The sequence below is a fragment of the Sphingomonas sp. 179-I 2A4 NHS genome (assembly GCF_045369135.1).
Taxonomy (GTDB): Bacteria; Pseudomonadota; Alphaproteobacteria; order Sphingomonadales; family Sphingomonadaceae; genus Sphingomonas.
Genome location: NZ_JBIQFL010000003.1, coordinates 181200 through 195949 on the forward strand (window position 1 = coordinate 181200; position 14750 = coordinate 195949).

Below are 14750 nucleotides of genomic sequence, written 5' to 3' on the forward strand. Positions count from 1 at the left end.
CTCAGATCGGATCGTAGGGGAAGACGTGGGCGGAGACTTCGTCGGCGCGGGCGAAGCTCGGGCGGAAGGAGGGGATCAGCTCGTCGGCGATCGACTGCGGCGTCCAGCCTTCCAGCTTCGTCATCGAGCGGATCGGGCGCGGCTTGGAGAAGAGCACGATCTCGTTCTTGCGCACCGCGAAGATCTGGTTGCTGACGTCCTTCGACAGATCGGAGGCGAGGAACGCGACCAGTGGCGCGATCTTGTCGGCGCTCATCGTCTGGAGGCGGGCGACACGCTCCTTGGCTTCGGGAGTTTCGGCCGGGATCGAGGCGGTCATGCGGCTCCACGCGAACGGCGCAATGCAGTTCGAGCGGACGCCGGCGCGCGCCATGTCGAGCGCGATCGACTGCGACAGGCCGATGATGCCGGCCTTGGCGGCGGAGTAATTCGCCTGGCCGATGTTGCCGATGAGGCCGCTGGTCGAGGTGAAGTGGACGAAGCTGCCGGACTGCTGCTCGCGGAAATAGGGCGTGGCGGCCTTGGAGACGTTGAACGCGCCGTTGAGGTGAACGTCGATCACCGCGCGCCAATCCTCATGGCTCATCTTATGCCAGATCGAATCGCGCAGGATGCCGGCGTTGTTCACCACCGCGTCGATGCGGCCGAAATGCTTCACAGCATCCTCGACGATCGTGGCGGCTGCGGCGGGATCGGCGACGCTGGCGAGATTGGCGACGGCCTTGCCGCCGGCGGCGATAATGTCCGACGCAGTCTGTTCGGCGGGGCCCGATTCGCCCCCTTCGCCGCCACCGCCGACGCCCGGATCGTTGATCACGACCGACGCGCCTTCACGGGCGCAGAGCAGGGCGATCTCGCGCCCGATGCCGCGCCCGGCGCCCGTGACCGCGACGACCTTGCCCTCGAGAATACCCGCCATTCCGCTCTCCTTGTTGCGCTTCGCGCTATCGCAGCGGGCGGCCGATTTCAACCGCGCTTCTTTCAGGCCGCCGCATTGTTTTTCAGAATACTGAAAGATAATGAAGGCGTGATGGATGCGCAGGTGAGATCGGTGAGCCACGCCTTTGCGATCCTGCGCCTGCTAGCGGATGGCGAGGCGCGCACCCTTTCAGAGATCGCGCGCGCCTGTTCGCTCAGCCCCTCGTCGTGCCTCGCACTGCTCAGGACGCTGGTGGCGGAGCGGGTGCTGATCGCCGCGGCGAGCAAGCGATATGCGCTGGCTCCGGCGTGGCGCGAGGGCGCGGCGCGCTGGGCCGATCCGCAGGCGCGGATGATCGCACTTGCCCAGCCGCAGCTCGACCGGCTCGCCCGCACGCTGGACGCGCCGGTGGGGCTATGGTGCGTCGTGCCGCGCGAGCGACTGCAGCTGATCGCCCTGGGAGAAAGCGGGGCGGCAACGCGGATCCACATGCAGGTGGGGCAGCGCCAGCCGATCGGCGGCGGCGCGACTGGGCGTGCGCTGGCGGCGGCGCAAGGCGTGGATCCAGCGCGGCTGGAGACGCGCTTCACCGCGGTTCGCTGGGAGCGGCCGCTGGAATTTGCCCTCTACCTGCAGCAGGTGAGCGACGCCGCGCAGGCGGGCTATGCCGTCGATGATCGCTACGGCCATGCCGGCGTGCGATCGATCGCCGTCGCGGTGCCGCGCACGGACCCGGCCTTGTGCCTATCGGTATCCTTCTTCGCCGATGCCGCACGCCACACAGATGCGGCGGTCGGTGCGGCGTTGCAGGAACTGGCGGCGCAACTGGCGCGGGGCTGAGGTGCCGCCGCGCCAGAGTGCCAGGAACTAGACGGAGGTCAGGCGGCCGCGACCTTGCTGGCGGCCTCGACTGCCTCGATCTCCGCTGCCTTCGCTTCGACCAGCTTCACGATATGGTCGATCATGCCCGCGTCCTGCACGTGGTGATCGGTGACGCCCGACAGATACACCATGTGCTTGCCGTTGCCGCCGCCGGTGATGCCGATGTCCGTCTCGCGCGCCTCGCCCGGGCCGTTAACGACGCAGCCGAGCACCGAGAGCGACATGGGCGTGCGGATGTGCTGGAGCCGTTCCTCCAGCGCCTGTACGGTGCGGATCACGTCGAAGCCCTGGCGCGCGCAGCTGGGGCAGCTGACTACGCGGACACCGCGATTGCGGATGCCGAGCGACTTCAGGATCTCGAAGCCGACTCGCACTTCCTCTTCCGGCTCCGCGGAGAGCGAGACGCGGATCGTGTCGCCGATGCCGAACCACAGCAGCGAGCCGATGCCGATCGCGCTCTTCACCGTGCCGCCGACGAAGCCGCCCGCCTCGGTGATGCCGAGGTGCAGCGGGCAATCCACCGCCTCGGCGAGCTGCTGATAGGCCGCGACGGCGAGGAACACGTCGGACGCCTTCACCGCCACCTTGAATTCGTGGAAATCGCGGTCCTGCAGCAGCTTGATGTGATCGAGCGCGCTTTCGACCAAAGCCTCGGGGCAGGGCTCGCCGTATTTTTCGAGCAGGTCCTTCTCGAGGCTCCCGGCGTTGACGCCGATGCGGATCGCGCAGCCGTTCGCCTTGGCGGCGTTGACGACTTCGTTGACGCGATCCGCCGAGCCGATGTTGCCCGGGTTGATGCGCAGGCACGCGGCCCCGGCGTCCGCCGCCTCGAGCGCGCGCTTATAGTGGAAGTGGATATCGGCCACGATCGGCACGCGGGCTGCGCGCACGATCTGCGGCAGCGCCGAGGTCGAATCGGTATCCGGGCAGCTGACGCGGATGATGTCGACGCCCGCATCCTCGCAACGGCGGATCTGATCGATCGTCGCGCGCGCATCGGCGGTCGGCGTGTTGGTCATCGTCTGAACCGTCACCGGCGCGTCGCCACCGACGGGGACATTGCCGACCATGATCTGGCGGCATTGGCGGCGCTGGATATCGCGCCAGGGGCGGAGGGACATGAAAGGCTTCCTAACGGCTTTGGCAGCGATATAGCGCCTTGCACCAATAAACGAAACAAAGGGCAGGATGATGACGTTTTCGCTGTACGACGCCGTGGTGCCGTCGAACCTCCAGATCCTGGGCGCGGTGGATGGGCTGATCGACAAGGCGGAAGCGTTCGCGGCCGAGAAGGGCATGACCCCGGAGGCGCTGATCGATGCGCGGCTGGCGCCGGACATGCTGCCGTTCGGATACCAGATCAAATCGGTGGCGGAGCATTCGATCGGCGGGATCGAAGGCGTGAAGAGCGGCAATTTCTCGCCAAGCCTGGCGGCATGGCCGACCGACTTCGCCGGGCTGCACCAGCGGATGCGGGATGCGATCGAGACGCTGAAGGGCGTGGATCGTGCCGAGTTCGACGCACTGGCTGACCGTGACACGCAATTTTCGATGGGCGAGCTCCGCATGCCGTTCACCGGCGCGCAGTTCCTGCTCTCCTTCTCGCAGCCCAATTTCTACTTCCACGCCACGACCGCATACGGGATCCTGCGGGCGCAGGGCGTGAAGCTGGGCAAGCGAGACTTCCTGGGGGCGCTGCGCATCAAGCGGTGACGCGCGCCGCGACGGCAAGCATCGATTTCAGCAATGTTTTGTCATCATCGGTGGCGCTATAGCGGCCGCCAATGAACGACCCTGTACCCGACACGCGCCACTATGGTCTCGATTGGCTGCGGATTGGTGCGTTCGGGCTGCTGATCGTCTACCATGTGGCGATGGTGTTCGCGCCATGGCCGTGGGTGGTGAAATGGCCCGAGACGTTCCCGTCGCTGATCGTGCCGATGGCGCTGCTGACGCCGTGGCGGATACCGTTGCTGTTTGTCGTATCGGGCTTTGCGACGCGGCGGCTGATCGCCCGCATGCCGAGCATCGGCGCGTTCGCGCAGCAGCGCAGCCTGCGCCTGCTGGTGCCGCTCGCGTTCGCCATGCTGGTGCTGCTGCCGCCGGAGCTTTGGGTGCGGGTGCGGCTGGCCGGCGATCCTGATGGCCTCGCGACCTATTGGCTGGGCGGTTACTGGAGCCCCCTGGCGCATTACGGCCGCAGTTTCCCGCAGTGGGAGCATATGTGGTTCGTGGTGTACCTATGGGCGTACACCATGGTGCTCAGTGCGCTGCTGGCCAGAGTGGATGCCGGGCGAATCCAGGGGTGGTTCGAGCGGCTGACGGTAGGGCGCCGGATGATCTGGGTGCCGATGCTGGCGCTGGCCGGCGCGAAGATCGCGCTGATGTTCGTGGTGCCGGAAACTCAGGGGCTGACGACCGATTGGGCGGGACATGCGGGATACCTGCCGCTGTTCCTTTTCGGCTTCGCGCTGGGCGGCTCGGCGATGCTGTGGCGTGCGATCGGGCGGCACTGGGCGGGCGCGCTCGTCATCGCGGCGGCCTGTTCGCTGCTCGTGATCTTGGTGGAGCTGCATTACCAGGGGGCCGACGTGCCGGGGCATGCGCTGATGGCGGCGGATCGCGCGGCGCGGCTTGCCATGGCCTGGGGCGTGATCGTCGCGCTGCTGCGGCTGGCAGACGTGGTGCTGAACCGGGATAACCCGGTACGCGTGCCGCTCGCGGAAGCGGTATTCCCGGCGTATCTGATCCATCACCCCGTCCTGGTGGTGCTCGCCTGGGCCGCGTCCACATGGGGGCTGAGCGCGGGTGCCGGCTTCGTCTTCCTGTTGAGCGCGACCGCCGCCGCTTGTGCTGCCTGTTACGTCATCGGGCGCGATGTCGCGTGGCTGCGGCCGCTGATCGGTCTTGCGCCGGCGAAACCCCGGCCGGCGCGGCGCCTGGCCTAGCGGTATCCGCCCTTAAGCGAACCTGCTACGAGCCCGGCGATGCAGCGGCATTATGGTCTGGACTGGCTCCGCATCGGGGCGTTCGCGATCCTTATCCTCTACCATATCGGCATGGTCTTCGTGCCCTGGGGCTTTCACGCCAAGCTGGCGACGGAGCAATGGGTGACCATCCCGATGATGCTGTCCAACCCGTGGCGATTGTCGCTGCTGTTCCTGGTGTCTGGCTATGCCAGCCGGGCGCTGTGCGTGCGGCATCCGGGGCCATGGCCGTTCGTACGCAATCGCACCGCGCGGCTGCTGATCCCGCTGATCTTCGGCATGGCAGTGATCGTGCCGCCGCAGCCATGGGTCGAACTGGTGACCCAGCATGGCTGGGCGGGCGGCTTCCTGGCGTTCTGGAGCCACGATTATTTCGTGTTCCGCCGCGTCGACGGCATCGCGCTGCCGACGTGGAACCACCTGTGGTTCGTCGCCTATCTGTGGGTTTACACGTTGGTCTTCACGGCGGTGCTGGCGATCACCCCACGCGGGGTACGAGCAGCGGCGCAGCGGGGGTTCGAGCGGTTGTTCGGCGGCGTCGGCGCGCTGATCCTGCCCATGGCGTGGCTGATGCTGGTCAGCGGCGTGTTGTTCCCGGGTGCGCGCGAGACGCATGAGATGATCGGGGACTGGGTGGCGCATGCGACCTATTTCCCGATGTTCGCGCTGGGATACGCCATGGCCGGCAGCGAGCGGATGATCGCCACCTTCGCGCGCTGGTGGAAGGTGGCGGCATTGGCCGCCCTGCTGGCGTTCCTAACGGTGGCGGCGATCCAGATCGTCTTTGCCGGCTACCGCGTGACGCCGCGGCCGTTTGGCACGATCTTCAGCCTGGCGCGCGGGGTGCAGGGCTGGATGACGATCGCCGCGCTGATTGGCGTCGCGGAGACTTATTGGAACCGCGACCACCGCTGGCGGCCGATGCTGACCGAGGCGGTATTCCCCTTCTACATCATCCACCAGACGATCATCGTCGTCGTCGCTTACTGGCTGATGCCGCTGGGGCTTTCCGGCGGCGCGGAGTTCGCGATCCTGGTCGCGGCGACGGTGGCGGGATGCTGGGCCTTCTACCTTGCCGGACGCGAAGTGATGTGGCTGCGCCCGTTGATCGGCCTGCGGCTGCACCGGGCCAGCGCCGCTGTGCCGCCCCGCCCCGCGATCATCTGACGCGGCGAGGGGCGGGGCGGGCGCGCTGTCACTCGCGGAAGGCGCGTTCCGACAGGCGGGTGATCGGCGTCAGGATGTATTGCATGACGGTGCGCGGATCGCCGAGCAGATTGACCTCCGCCGTCATGCCGGTGCCGATCGGGAGCAGCTTGCCGGTGCGGCGATCGAGCAGCCCTTTCGTGTCGGTCCGCACGAAGACGTTGTAATAGCTCATCTGCGTGCGCTCATCGACGATTGCGTCGGGCGAGATCGATTCCACCTTGCCATCGATCCAGCCGTAGATGGCACTGTCATAGGCAGTGATGTTGATCCGCGCATGCTGCCCGGTGCGCACGCGGGCGATATCCTGCGGCATCACCCGTGCCTCGACCAGCAACGTATCGCGGCTTGGCGACAGCTCGACGATCGGCGCGCCGGGGGCGACGGCGGCCCCGACCGTGGTGACGATCACGCGGTTGATCCGGCCGGCGAGCGGCGCGCGAACGGTCGTCCGCTCGAGCCGGGCGGCGAGCGCCGGGATGGTCGAGGCGCGTGCGGAGAGATCGGCCTGGGCGCGGGCAAGCTCGTCCGCCGCTTGGGCGCGCCAATCCTGCCGTGCCTGGGCGAGGCTAGCCTGTGCCTCCGCGACGCCCGCCTGCGAGCGTGCCAGAGCGGCCGCTGCCTGCGCGGCTTCGCTGGCGGCGACGGCGGCGGCGCTGCTCGACTGGGTGAGCGACAGGCGCGGCTCGATACCCTTTTCGACCAGCGGCTTGATGGTGGCATATTCCACCTCGCGCGCCTCCCGCGCGCTCTGCTTGGCGGCGAGCGAAGATTGCGCTTCCGCCACGGCGCGGCTGGCCTGAACGCCGCGCGCGGCATAGGTGCCGGTGATGCCGGCGAGCTCCTGCATCCGCGCGGCGTGGAGCGCCTTCTCGATCTCGATCTGCTCGGCGACCACGGCGTTGGTGGCCGGCGGATAGACCGGCTCGCGGCCGAGCACCTCGGCCTTCAGGCGGGCGATCTTGGCGAGGAGCGCGCCAGTCTGCGCTTCGCCAGAGCCGAGTTCGCCGCCCATAGCGGTGGGATCGAGACGGACGAGCGGCTGGCCGGCGCGCACGACCTGGCCGGTCCGAACCAATATCTCCTTCACGATGCCGCCTTCGAGGTTGGAGACGACCTGAAGCTGCGAGCTGGCGATCACGCGGCCATTGCCGCGCACGGTGCGATCGAGCGTCGCCCAGGACGCCCAGATGACGAAGATGACGAAGAAGGCGAGGATCGCCCACAGAAGCACGCTGGATGCCTGGCGCGGCTTGATGCGCGCGGCGAACTCCTCAAGCTGACTGGGATGATCGGCCGATGCCAGTTCGACCGGTGCGGCGGCTGCGGCAGTAGCGTGCGGAATAGCTGCTTGGGACATGGCTCAGGCCACCTTGGGTCGGGTAAGCTGCTGCATCACCTGATCGCGCGGACCATCCATGACGATCTTGCCGCGATCCATGACGATGACTCGCTGGACGAGCTGAAGCAGCGGCTGGCGATGCGTGACGAGCACCATCGTTCGGCCCTGCACCTCGCCTTGCAAACGGTCGATCAGCGCCTGTTCGGTTTGCGCGTCCATGCTGGCGGAGGGCTCGTCGAATACCAGCATCGACGGGCGCCCGGCTAGCGCACGGGCAATGGCGATCGACTGCCGCTGACCGCCCGACAGGCCCTCACCGCGATCGGCCAGTTTCAGATCATAGCCGTTGGCGAGCTGCCCCATGAACTGGTGCGTGCCGGAAAGCTCGGCGGCGCGCAGCACCTCCGCATCGTCGACCCCGGAGCGGCCGAGGCTGATGTTCTCGCGCACGGAGCCCGTCATCAGAACGCTGTCCTGCATGGCGACCCCCATCTGAGCGCGGAGCGTAGCAGGATCGATCTGGCGCAGGTCCGTGCCGTCGATCATCACCAGCCCGTCGGCGGGCGGATAGAGGCCGAGGATCAGCCGGGTGATCGTCGACTTGCCCGAACCCACCCGGCCGAGCAGCGCGACGCGCTCGCCCGGCTGGATCGTAAAGGAGATCCCCTGCAGCGCCGGCTCCGACGCGCCGGGATAGCGGAAGGACACGTTGCGGAACTCGATTCGGCCGGCAATCCGCGCGAGCTTGAGCGGCTCGCCCGCTGGCCCCTCGCTCGGTTGCTCCATCATCGCATTGATCTGGCGATAGGCTGTGCGCGTGGCAGAGAGGCGGCCGAGCAGCTGCGAGATGGTGGTGAGCGGCGCAATGGCGCGGCCCGACAGCAACGAGCAGGCGATGAGGCCACCCGAGGTGAGTTCGCGCGCGGCGATGAGGTTCACGCCGACGATTACCACCGCGGCATAGCTGACCGTGCTGGCCGACCCCGCGACCGTAATCGCAATGGCGGAGATGAGCCGCTGGCGCAGCGAGGATTCGGATTGCTGCCGAACGGCGGTGAGCCAGCGGCGCGACAGCATCGGCCCGGCGCCCGATGCCTTCACCGTCTCCAGCCCGCCGATCGTCTCGACCAGCACCGCCTGCTTCGACAGCCCTTCGCGCATCGTCTGCGCGGTGAGCCGCTCAAGTGCCGGGTTGGTGGCCCAGGCGGTGAGAAGGACGAGTGGAATGATGACGAGGAGGACGATCACCAGCTTGCCGCCGATGATCCAGATGACGATCACGGTGAGGAGCAGGAACGGCAGATCGACCAGCGCGGACATGGTGGCCGAGGCGAAGAAATCGCGCAGCGCCTCCAGCTCGCGCATCATGCCGGCGAGCGCGCCGGTGGAGCCCTGTTTGTGATCGAGCCGGATCGCCAGCAGCTTCGCGAAGACCCGTTTGCCCACCTCGTAATCAATGTCCGCCCCGGCTACGTCGACGAAATAGGAACGCAGCATCTTCAGGAGAAAATCGAAGATGATGACGATGCCGAAGCCGATCGACAGCGCGACCAGGCTGGACATGGCGTTGTTCGGGATGACGCGATCGTAGACGACCATCGAGAACAGCGACGTGACGAGGCCGAAGATGTTGATCAGCACTGCGGCGGCGGCGACCTTGAAATAGGTCTGCCGGTTTTCAAGCATCGGCTCGAGCAGCCAGGCGGCAAAGCGCTTCTTCGGTTCGGGAACGAGCGTGAAATCGCTCATGGCTGGCGTCCTTGGACTGGATCGGTGATGCCAAGTGTCGGGAGCAACTGCCCGGTCTTGGAAAGCAGAACGTAGCGGGAGGCGTCGAGCTCGGTGACGGCCTGGAGATAGCCGACGGCCGTCTCGAAATAGCTGTCCTCCGCGCCAATCACGTCGAACAGGGTGCCCGACGCGACGCGGAAGCGCTCGGCGATGGAATCGCGGGAGCGGCGGCTGGCGATATAGGTCGCCTCCAGCGCGGTGCGCTGCTCTTCGAGCGCCTGAACATCGGACCAGGCGATTTCAGCGTCACGCGCGGCCTCGATCGAGACCCGATCGGCGCGTGCCTCGGTTGCGCGGGCGCGGGCCTGCGCCTGTTGCGCACGTTCCTCGACACCGCCCCACAAACGTTGGCGCAACGTGAGGCGGGCGCGCACGTCATAATCGCGCGGCGTTTCGTAGATGCCGTAGCGGCCGGTATCGAGGCCGGCGGAGAGAGTGGGCAGACGATCGGCACGCGCCGCCCTGGCATCGTTGCGTGACGCCTCCGCCAGCGAGCGGGCTGAGCGCACCGCCGGCACGTCCACCGCCTGTGCGACAGCAAGATCCTTGCTGACGGCAGCCTGGCCGACGAACGGCGCGCGGGCCAGCCCGAGCGGGGGCGGCGTGCCGGTGAGCGACTGGAAGCGCGCGGTCGCCTGCGCCTCGATCCGTCGGAAGCGGGCAAGCCGCGCGTCGGCCGAAGCGATATAGCTGTCGACCCGCGCGATATCCGCCTCTGCCGAGACTCCGCGCCGGATCCTCTCCTGCACCATCACGCGCAGCTCACGCTGGCTGGCGGCAAAGGCGGTGGAGAGGGCGACAAGCGAACGATAGGTGAAGACGTCGTACCAGGAGGCGAGCGTCTGCAGCGCGATGCGGTCCTGCGCGCCGAGAATGTCCGTCTCCGCTGCGCGCAGCCGATCGCGGGCGGCGCCGATCCGGGCGTTGGTGCTGCCCCCGTCGAGCAGTAGCTGATCGACATTGAGCAACTGATCGGTGCGGTGGCCGGGGCGCGCCTCCTCGATCACGTTCTCGATGTTGTTGCCGAAGTTGCGCGACAGCACCTTATAGCTGGTGATGGTGAGATCGACCGTCGGGCGACGTGCCGCCTTGGCTTCACCGAGGGCGGCGCCGGCCTCGTCGCGGGTCGCCTCCGCCTCAGTCGCCTCCGGGGCACGGGCGATCGTCTCCGCGACGATCTGCTGCATCAGTGCAGTCGGCGCGGTGGTGCGCAGGAGCGCGATCAGCGGATCATCGGTGGCGCGGATCCGCATCGGATCCCCGCTGTGCGCGGGCAGCAGCGGGGTCGCGCGCGGCGCGTTATTGAAAGATCGAGCGGCAGTCTGTGCGGCGACGGGCACAGCAAGCCCCGCCACCGCGAACCCTGTGGTAGCGGCGCACAACACACCTCTGCACCCAACAACCGGGAACAAAAACACGGCGCCCCCCGCGGACAAGCAAATGCTCTATTCCGCGCCGTGGCAGCCCCCCGCCCGTGTTACGAGAAGATATGCATCCGGGATGGTTACGTTACTGGCCGAACACACCGGTTCTATAGAGAAGGGTAATAGCGACACGCCGATTACGTGGATCGCCGGGATCGGCGGCAATCATCGGTTCACGATCCGCGACACCTTCGATGCGATGGAAGCGGCTTTCCGGAATGCCGCCAAGCGCCAGCCGCCGCCTAGTCGCCTCGGCGCGGCCGGTGGCCAGCATCCAATTGTTCATCGCGCGCGGATCGCCATAGGGAAGGCTGTCCGTATGGCCGCGGATCATGATCGGATTCTGCGTGGCGCGGATCCCTTCGGCCACCATGCCGATCAGCGCTGAGGCATCACTTTCGAGCGTCGTCGTGCCGAGCGCGAACATCGAGTAATTGGCGTCGTCGACCAGATCGATGCGCATGCCGGCGGGCGTCATCGTGAAGCGGATGTGCTTGGCGAGCGCGGCGAGCGATTTTCGCTCCTTCAGCTGCTGTTCGACCTGCTGCTTGAGCTTGGCGAAGTTGCGCTTGTCCTCCGCAGCAACTGACGTCGGACTGCGCAGTGATCCCTTCTTGCCGGTTCCCATGTCAGGCCCGCCGGCACCATCGGCGCGCGAGACGATCGTGGGCATACGTGAATTACCCTCGTATGGGCCGGTCTGTTGCTGTGAGGTCGCCGATTCGCCGCCAAGCAGTCCGGTGCCGCCCACGCCGAGGGAGCGGGTGTTGATGACCGTCGGCGCGAAATAGTCGGCGATGCCCTTGCGCTGTTTCTCCGTAGTGGCGCCGAGCAGCCACATCAGGAGAAAGAACGCCATCATCGCGGTGACGAAATCGGCATAAGCGACCTTCCAGGCGCCGCCGTGATGGCCGCCATGCCCTTCGACATAGACCTTCTTGACGATGATCTTGGGCGGCTGGTTGCTGCCATGGGGTGCGCGCGCGGCCATGGCTTACTTGCCCCGCAGGCCGTCGAACACCTCGGCAAAGCCGGGCTGGTTGGTGTGGGCGATGCCCGAGCGCGCGGCCTCAATCACCAGCGGCTGCGGATGGCCGTGGAGCGAGGCGATGATGATCTGCTTCACCACGTGATAGATCGCCGCATCGGCATCGATCACCTGCTTCAGCCGCGAGGCGAGCGGGCTGACGATGCCATAAGCGAGCAGCACGCCAAGGAACGTGCCGACGAGCGCGGAGCCAATCATGCCGCCGAGCACGGTTGGCGGCTGATCGATCGAGCCCATCGTCTTCACCACGCCCAGCACGGCGGCGACGATGCCGAGCGCGGGGAGCGCATCGGCGAGCGAGGTCAGCGTGGTGTGCGGCCCCTCCACCTCGTGATGGTGGGTCTTGATGGCGTTATCCATCACTTCCTCGACCGCGTGCACGTCGAGCGTGCCGGAGGAGACGACCACCAGGCGCAGCGTGTCGGACACCAGATTGACCAGCGTGTGATCGGCCAGCAGGCGGGGATATTCGGCGAAGATCGCGGAGGATTTGGGATCCTCGACATGCGGCTCCAGCGCGATCGGGCCTTCCATGCGCAGCATCTTCATCAGCTTCGACACGAGGAAGATGACGTCGAGATAATCCTGCTTCTTGTACTTCGGGCCCTTGAACACCTTGGCGAGGCCGCCGCCGACTGCCTTCAGCTCCTTGCCCGAATTGCCGATGATCAGCGCGCCGGCAGCGGCGCCGCCGATGATCAGCATCTCGTGCGGCAGGGCGTGGAGCACCGGGCCCAGCGATCCGCCCGTGAAGGCAAAGCCGCCGAAGACCATGGCGATAAGAACAACAAGGCCGATGGCGGCGAACATCTTTATCCCCGGACGCTACATAAGGTGCTATCTGTAAAACGACCGGCCGGGCGATTTCTTTACCGCAAAAAGTGCCTCCCGCGGAGGCGGGCGGCCGGCCTCAGCGCAGATAGTCGAACACCGACAGGCTGGAGAGCTTGGAGAAGCTCGCCTGCGTCGCTTGCAGGATCGTCATGGTCTTTTGCAGCTGGACGATCGTCTCGGTCGGGTCGGCATCCTCGATCTCGGCGCGGGCGAGTTCGCGGTCGTCGGCGCTGGTCTTGAGCTGGGCGAGCTGCAGGTCGACGCGCACCTCACGTGCGCCGAGCGACGTCTGCATCGCCGTGACCTGATCACCGATCGTGCCAAGCGTATCGACCGCGCTGTCGGGGATCGGTTCGTCGGCGCGCAGCGCGGCGATGATCGCGGCCATGGCGGTGCCGAGGTCGTCGCCGTCCTTCACCGCCAGGAATTCGCGGGCGTTGACGGTCACCTCGACACTCTGGCCGTCGCCGATCGGGATCGCCGCCGCCTCGCCATCGGCAAAGGTCAGCGCGCCGGCGGCACCCGTCGCGACGGCCGTACCGTCGTCCTTGCCGCCGAACAGCGGCAGACCACGGGCATCCTTGCCGTTCGCCAGCGCGACGATCGATTCCATGATGCTGTCGAGCTCGGTCGCGATCACTTGCTTGGCGGCGGGGGAGTTGGTGCCGTTGCGAGCCTGGATCACCAGTTCGGACGCACGCTGCAGCCGCTCGGTCATCGAGGAGAGGTTGGTGCCGGCCTGCTGCAGCGTCGCCTGGGCGAGCTTCACATTGGCGGCGTCCTGCGTGCCATCGGCGTTGGCGCGGTTGATCACCTGCAGCCGCTGATAGCCCACGCTGTCGTCCGACGGAGCGAGCAGCTTCTTGCCGGTCGCGACCTGTTCGTTGAGCCGGTCGAAATCCGCCTGCAATTTCTGCATCGATGCGGTCGAGCGGTTGTAGAACAGGTTGGTGGAGAGATTGACGCTCATCAGCGGATATCCAGCAACGTCTGGAACGTGTCGCGGGCGATCGAGATGACGCGGCTCGACGCCTGATAGGCTTGCTGGAAGCGCAAGAGGTCGACCGCCTCGCGATCGAGATCGACGCCCGAGATCGTGTCGCGCGCGGCGATCGCGCCGTCATGGATCGCGCTTTGCGCATCGGCGACGACGCCGCGTGCCTGAATCGCGGCGGCGTTGGTCGCGACCATGTTGCCGATCGTGCCTTCGAAGCGCGCATTGTCGCGCAGCGTTTCGAGCGCGGCGAGATTGCCGTTGCCGCGGGTCCCCTCATCCGGTGCCGCCGCGGCGATCTCGCGCGGGTCGGTCATCGTCATGGTGATATCGGTGGGAGAGGCGCCGACAGCGAACATCGGCGCACCGGCGCCATTGTCGAGCGTGCGACCGCCCGCCTGCACCGCATTGACGCCATCGACGAATTGGGTGGCGAGTTCGGCGAGCTCGATCCGCGCGCCCGCGATGCGCTGCGCACCATCAACGATCCCGCCCAGCGCGCCGCCCTGAGGCGACACCACTGATACGGTGTCGCCGTTGGTGACGGCAAAGGCGACCGCGCCTTGCGCATTGCGCGCGTAGCTGACGGTCGCGACCTGGTTCCCACTGACGAGCGTCGTGCCGGTACCGCCGCCGGCGCGCACGGTGGCGCGGCCGGCCGCGTCATAGCTGGCGGTGATGTCGACCAGGCCGCTCATCTCTTCGAGGAGGGCGTCGCGCTGGTCGGCGAGATTCACGGCGGCGTTGGTGTTGGGCGTGACGCGGCTCAGCCCGTCATTCACCTTGGCGAGCGCGGCCGACAGGCTGTTGAGATCAGCGACCGCGCCGTCGGCGGTCGCATCGAGCTCCGCCATGGCATTGGCGAGCGCTACGCCGGTGGCGGTGAAGGAGGCGGCGACGGCATTCGCCTGTTCCAGCATCACCGCGCGCGGCGCGGTGGCAGTGGGGTCGGCGGCAACGCCCTTTGCGGCGTTGAAGAAGGCGGTGAGCCGCCCTTCAAGCCCGGCGCCGGTCAACGAGGACTGGATCCGGTCCATCCACACGCCGCCAGCCTGGGTGCGCGCGAGGTCGGCACCGGCGGTGCGCACGGCGGCGGCCTTGAACTGGTCAGCGGCGCGGGTGACGCCAGTGACGAAGACGCCGTGGCCGGTCGCGCGGCCCGTCGTGCCCGACGCGCTGCTGATCTCCGTCGTCGTGATCGTCCGGCGCGAATAGCCCGTGACCCCGGCATTGGCGATGTTCTCCGACACCACGCCAAGGGCGGTCTGATTCGCGCGGACGCCCGATGCGCCGATGGAAAGAAGGTCGCTCACGCGGGCCTTG

The 14750-nt window shown here is 67.1% G+C and carries 13 protein-coding genes; 4 read left to right on the forward strand and 9 right to left on the reverse strand.

Annotated features, from left to right (window positions below):
* Position 1 precedes the first annotated feature (1 nt).
* Entirely contained in the window at positions 2-919 is a 918-nt protein-coding gene (locus ACH0CP_RS07005; RefSeq protein WP_294444054.1) for an SDR family NAD(P)-dependent oxidoreductase, read from the reverse strand.
* Positions 920-1030: 111 nt separating this feature from the next.
* On the opposite strand from ACH0CP_RS07005, the gene ACH0CP_RS07010 reads away from it, so the two are divergent.
* Complete coding sequence (locus ACH0CP_RS07010) at positions 1031-1759, forward strand: IclR family transcriptional regulator (RefSeq protein WP_294444053.1); 729 nt, start codon at positions 1031-1033, stop codon at positions 1757-1759.
* A gap of 38 nt (positions 1760-1797) precedes the next feature.
* Here the strand turns inward: ACH0CP_RS07010 and ispG are convergent, their stop codons facing one another.
* A complete protein-coding gene (ispG, locus tag ACH0CP_RS07015) occupies positions 1798-2922 on the reverse strand; it encodes a flavodoxin-dependent (E)-4-hydroxy-3-methylbut-2-enyl-diphosphate synthase (protein ID WP_406875463.1) in 1125 nt (374 codons plus the stop codon).
* Between the two features lie 70 nt (positions 2923-2992).
* Here ispG and ACH0CP_RS07020 point away from each other — a divergent pair, with 70 nt between their 5' ends.
* From ACH0CP_RS07020 to ACH0CP_RS07030, 3 genes are all read left to right on the forward strand, one after another.
* Positions 2993-3514 carry a DUF1993 family protein gene (locus tag ACH0CP_RS07020; protein ID WP_294442357.1) on the forward strand — a complete coding sequence of 174 codons (522 nt, stop codon included), beginning with the start codon at positions 2993-2995 and terminating at the stop codon, positions 3512-3514.
* A 71-nt stretch (positions 3515-3585) separates the two neighbouring features.
* Positions 3586-4749 carry an acyltransferase family protein gene (locus ACH0CP_RS07025; protein ID WP_294442356.1) on the forward strand — a complete coding sequence of 388 codons (1164 nt, stop codon included), beginning with the start codon at positions 3586-3588 and terminating at the stop codon, positions 4747-4749.
* Positions 4750-4788: 39 nt separating this feature from the next.
* A complete protein-coding gene (locus ACH0CP_RS07030; protein ID WP_294442355.1) occupies positions 4789-5955 on the forward strand; it encodes an acyltransferase in 1167 nt (388 codons plus the stop codon).
* 28 nt (positions 5956-5983) lie between these two features.
* On the opposite strand, the gene ACH0CP_RS07035 is transcribed toward ACH0CP_RS07030, so the two are convergent.
* From ACH0CP_RS07035 to flgK, 7 genes are all read right to left on the reverse strand, one after another.
* Positions 5984-7354, reverse strand: coding sequence for an HlyD family type I secretion periplasmic adaptor subunit (locus tag ACH0CP_RS07035; protein WP_294442354.1), 1371 nt, complete (start codon positions 7352-7354; stop codon positions 5984-5986).
* 3 nt (positions 7355-7357) lie between these two features.
* Positions 7358-9085: a type I secretion system permease/ATPase gene (locus tag ACH0CP_RS07040; RefSeq protein ID WP_294442353.1), complete on the reverse strand. Its 1728-nt coding sequence runs from the start codon at positions 9083-9085 to the stop codon at positions 7358-7360.
* Complete coding sequence (locus ACH0CP_RS07045) at positions 9082-10380, reverse strand: TolC family protein (protein WP_294442352.1); 1299 nt, start codon at positions 10378-10380, stop codon at positions 9082-9084. The genes ACH0CP_RS07040 and ACH0CP_RS07045 overlap by 4 nt, the downstream gene beginning before the upstream one ends.
* A gap of 256 nt (positions 10381-10636) precedes the next feature.
* A complete protein-coding gene (locus ACH0CP_RS07050; RefSeq protein ID WP_294442351.1) occupies positions 10637-11542 on the reverse strand; it encodes a flagellar motor protein MotB in 906 nt (301 codons plus the stop codon).
* Between the two features lie 3 nt (positions 11543-11545).
* A complete protein-coding gene (gene motA / locus ACH0CP_RS07055; RefSeq protein ID WP_294442350.1) occupies positions 11546-12409 on the reverse strand; it encodes a flagellar motor stator protein MotA in 864 nt (287 codons plus the stop codon).
* Between the two features lie 100 nt (positions 12410-12509).
* Positions 12510-13403 carry a flagellin gene (locus tag ACH0CP_RS07060; RefSeq protein WP_294442349.1) on the reverse strand — a complete coding sequence of 298 codons (894 nt, stop codon included), beginning with the start codon at positions 13401-13403 and terminating at the stop codon, positions 12510-12512.
* Positions 13403-14740 carry a flagellar hook-associated protein FlgK gene (gene flgK, locus ACH0CP_RS07065; RefSeq protein WP_294442348.1) on the reverse strand — a complete coding sequence of 446 codons (1338 nt, stop codon included), beginning with the start codon at positions 14738-14740 and terminating at the stop codon, positions 13403-13405. Before flgK ends, ACH0CP_RS07060 begins: the two co-directional genes overlap by 1 nt.
* Positions 14741-14750: the final 10 nt, after the last annotated feature.

Coding starts and splice junctions, on each gene's coding strand:
- ACH0CP_RS07025 (WP_294442356.1), top strand. CDS start 3,586: ATGAACGACCCTGTACCCGACACGCGCCACTATGGTCTCGATTGGCTG.
- ACH0CP_RS07045 (WP_294442352.1), bottom strand. CDS start 10,380: ATGCGGATCCGCGCCACCGATGATCCGCTGATCGCGCTCCTGCGCACC.
- ACH0CP_RS07060 (WP_294442349.1), bottom strand. CDS start 13,403: ATGAGCGTCAATCTCTCCACCAACCTGTTCTACAACCGCTCGACCGCA.
- ACH0CP_RS07030 (WP_294442355.1), top strand. CDS start 4,789: ATGCAGCGGCATTATGGTCTGGACTGGCTCCGCATCGGGGCGTTCGCG.
- ispG (WP_406875463.1), bottom strand. CDS start 2,922: ATGTCCCTCCGCCCCTGGCGCGATATCCAGCGCCGCCAATGCCGCCAG.
- ACH0CP_RS07035 (WP_294442354.1), bottom strand. CDS start 7,354: ATGTCCCAAGCAGCTATTCCGCACGCTACTGCCGCAGCCGCCGCACCG.
- ACH0CP_RS07040 (WP_294442353.1), bottom strand. CDS start 9,085: ATGAGCGATTTCACGCTCGTTCCCGAACCGAAGAAGCGCTTTGCCGCC.
- ACH0CP_RS07010 (WP_294444053.1), top strand. CDS start 1,031: ATGGATGCGCAGGTGAGATCGGTGAGCCACGCCTTTGCGATCCTGCGC.
- ACH0CP_RS07050 (WP_294442351.1), bottom strand. CDS start 11,542: ATGGCCGCGCGCGCACCCCATGGCAGCAACCAGCCGCCCAAGATCATC.
- ACH0CP_RS07005 (WP_294444054.1), bottom strand. CDS start 919: ATGGCGGGTATTCTCGAGGGCAAGGTCGTCGCGGTCACGGGCGCCGGG.
- motA (WP_294442350.1), bottom strand. CDS start 12,409: ATGTTCGCCGCCATCGGCCTTGTTGTTCTTATCGCCATGGTCTTCGGC.
- ACH0CP_RS07020 (WP_294442357.1), top strand. CDS start 2,993: ATGACGTTTTCGCTGTACGACGCCGTGGTGCCGTCGAACCTCCAGATC.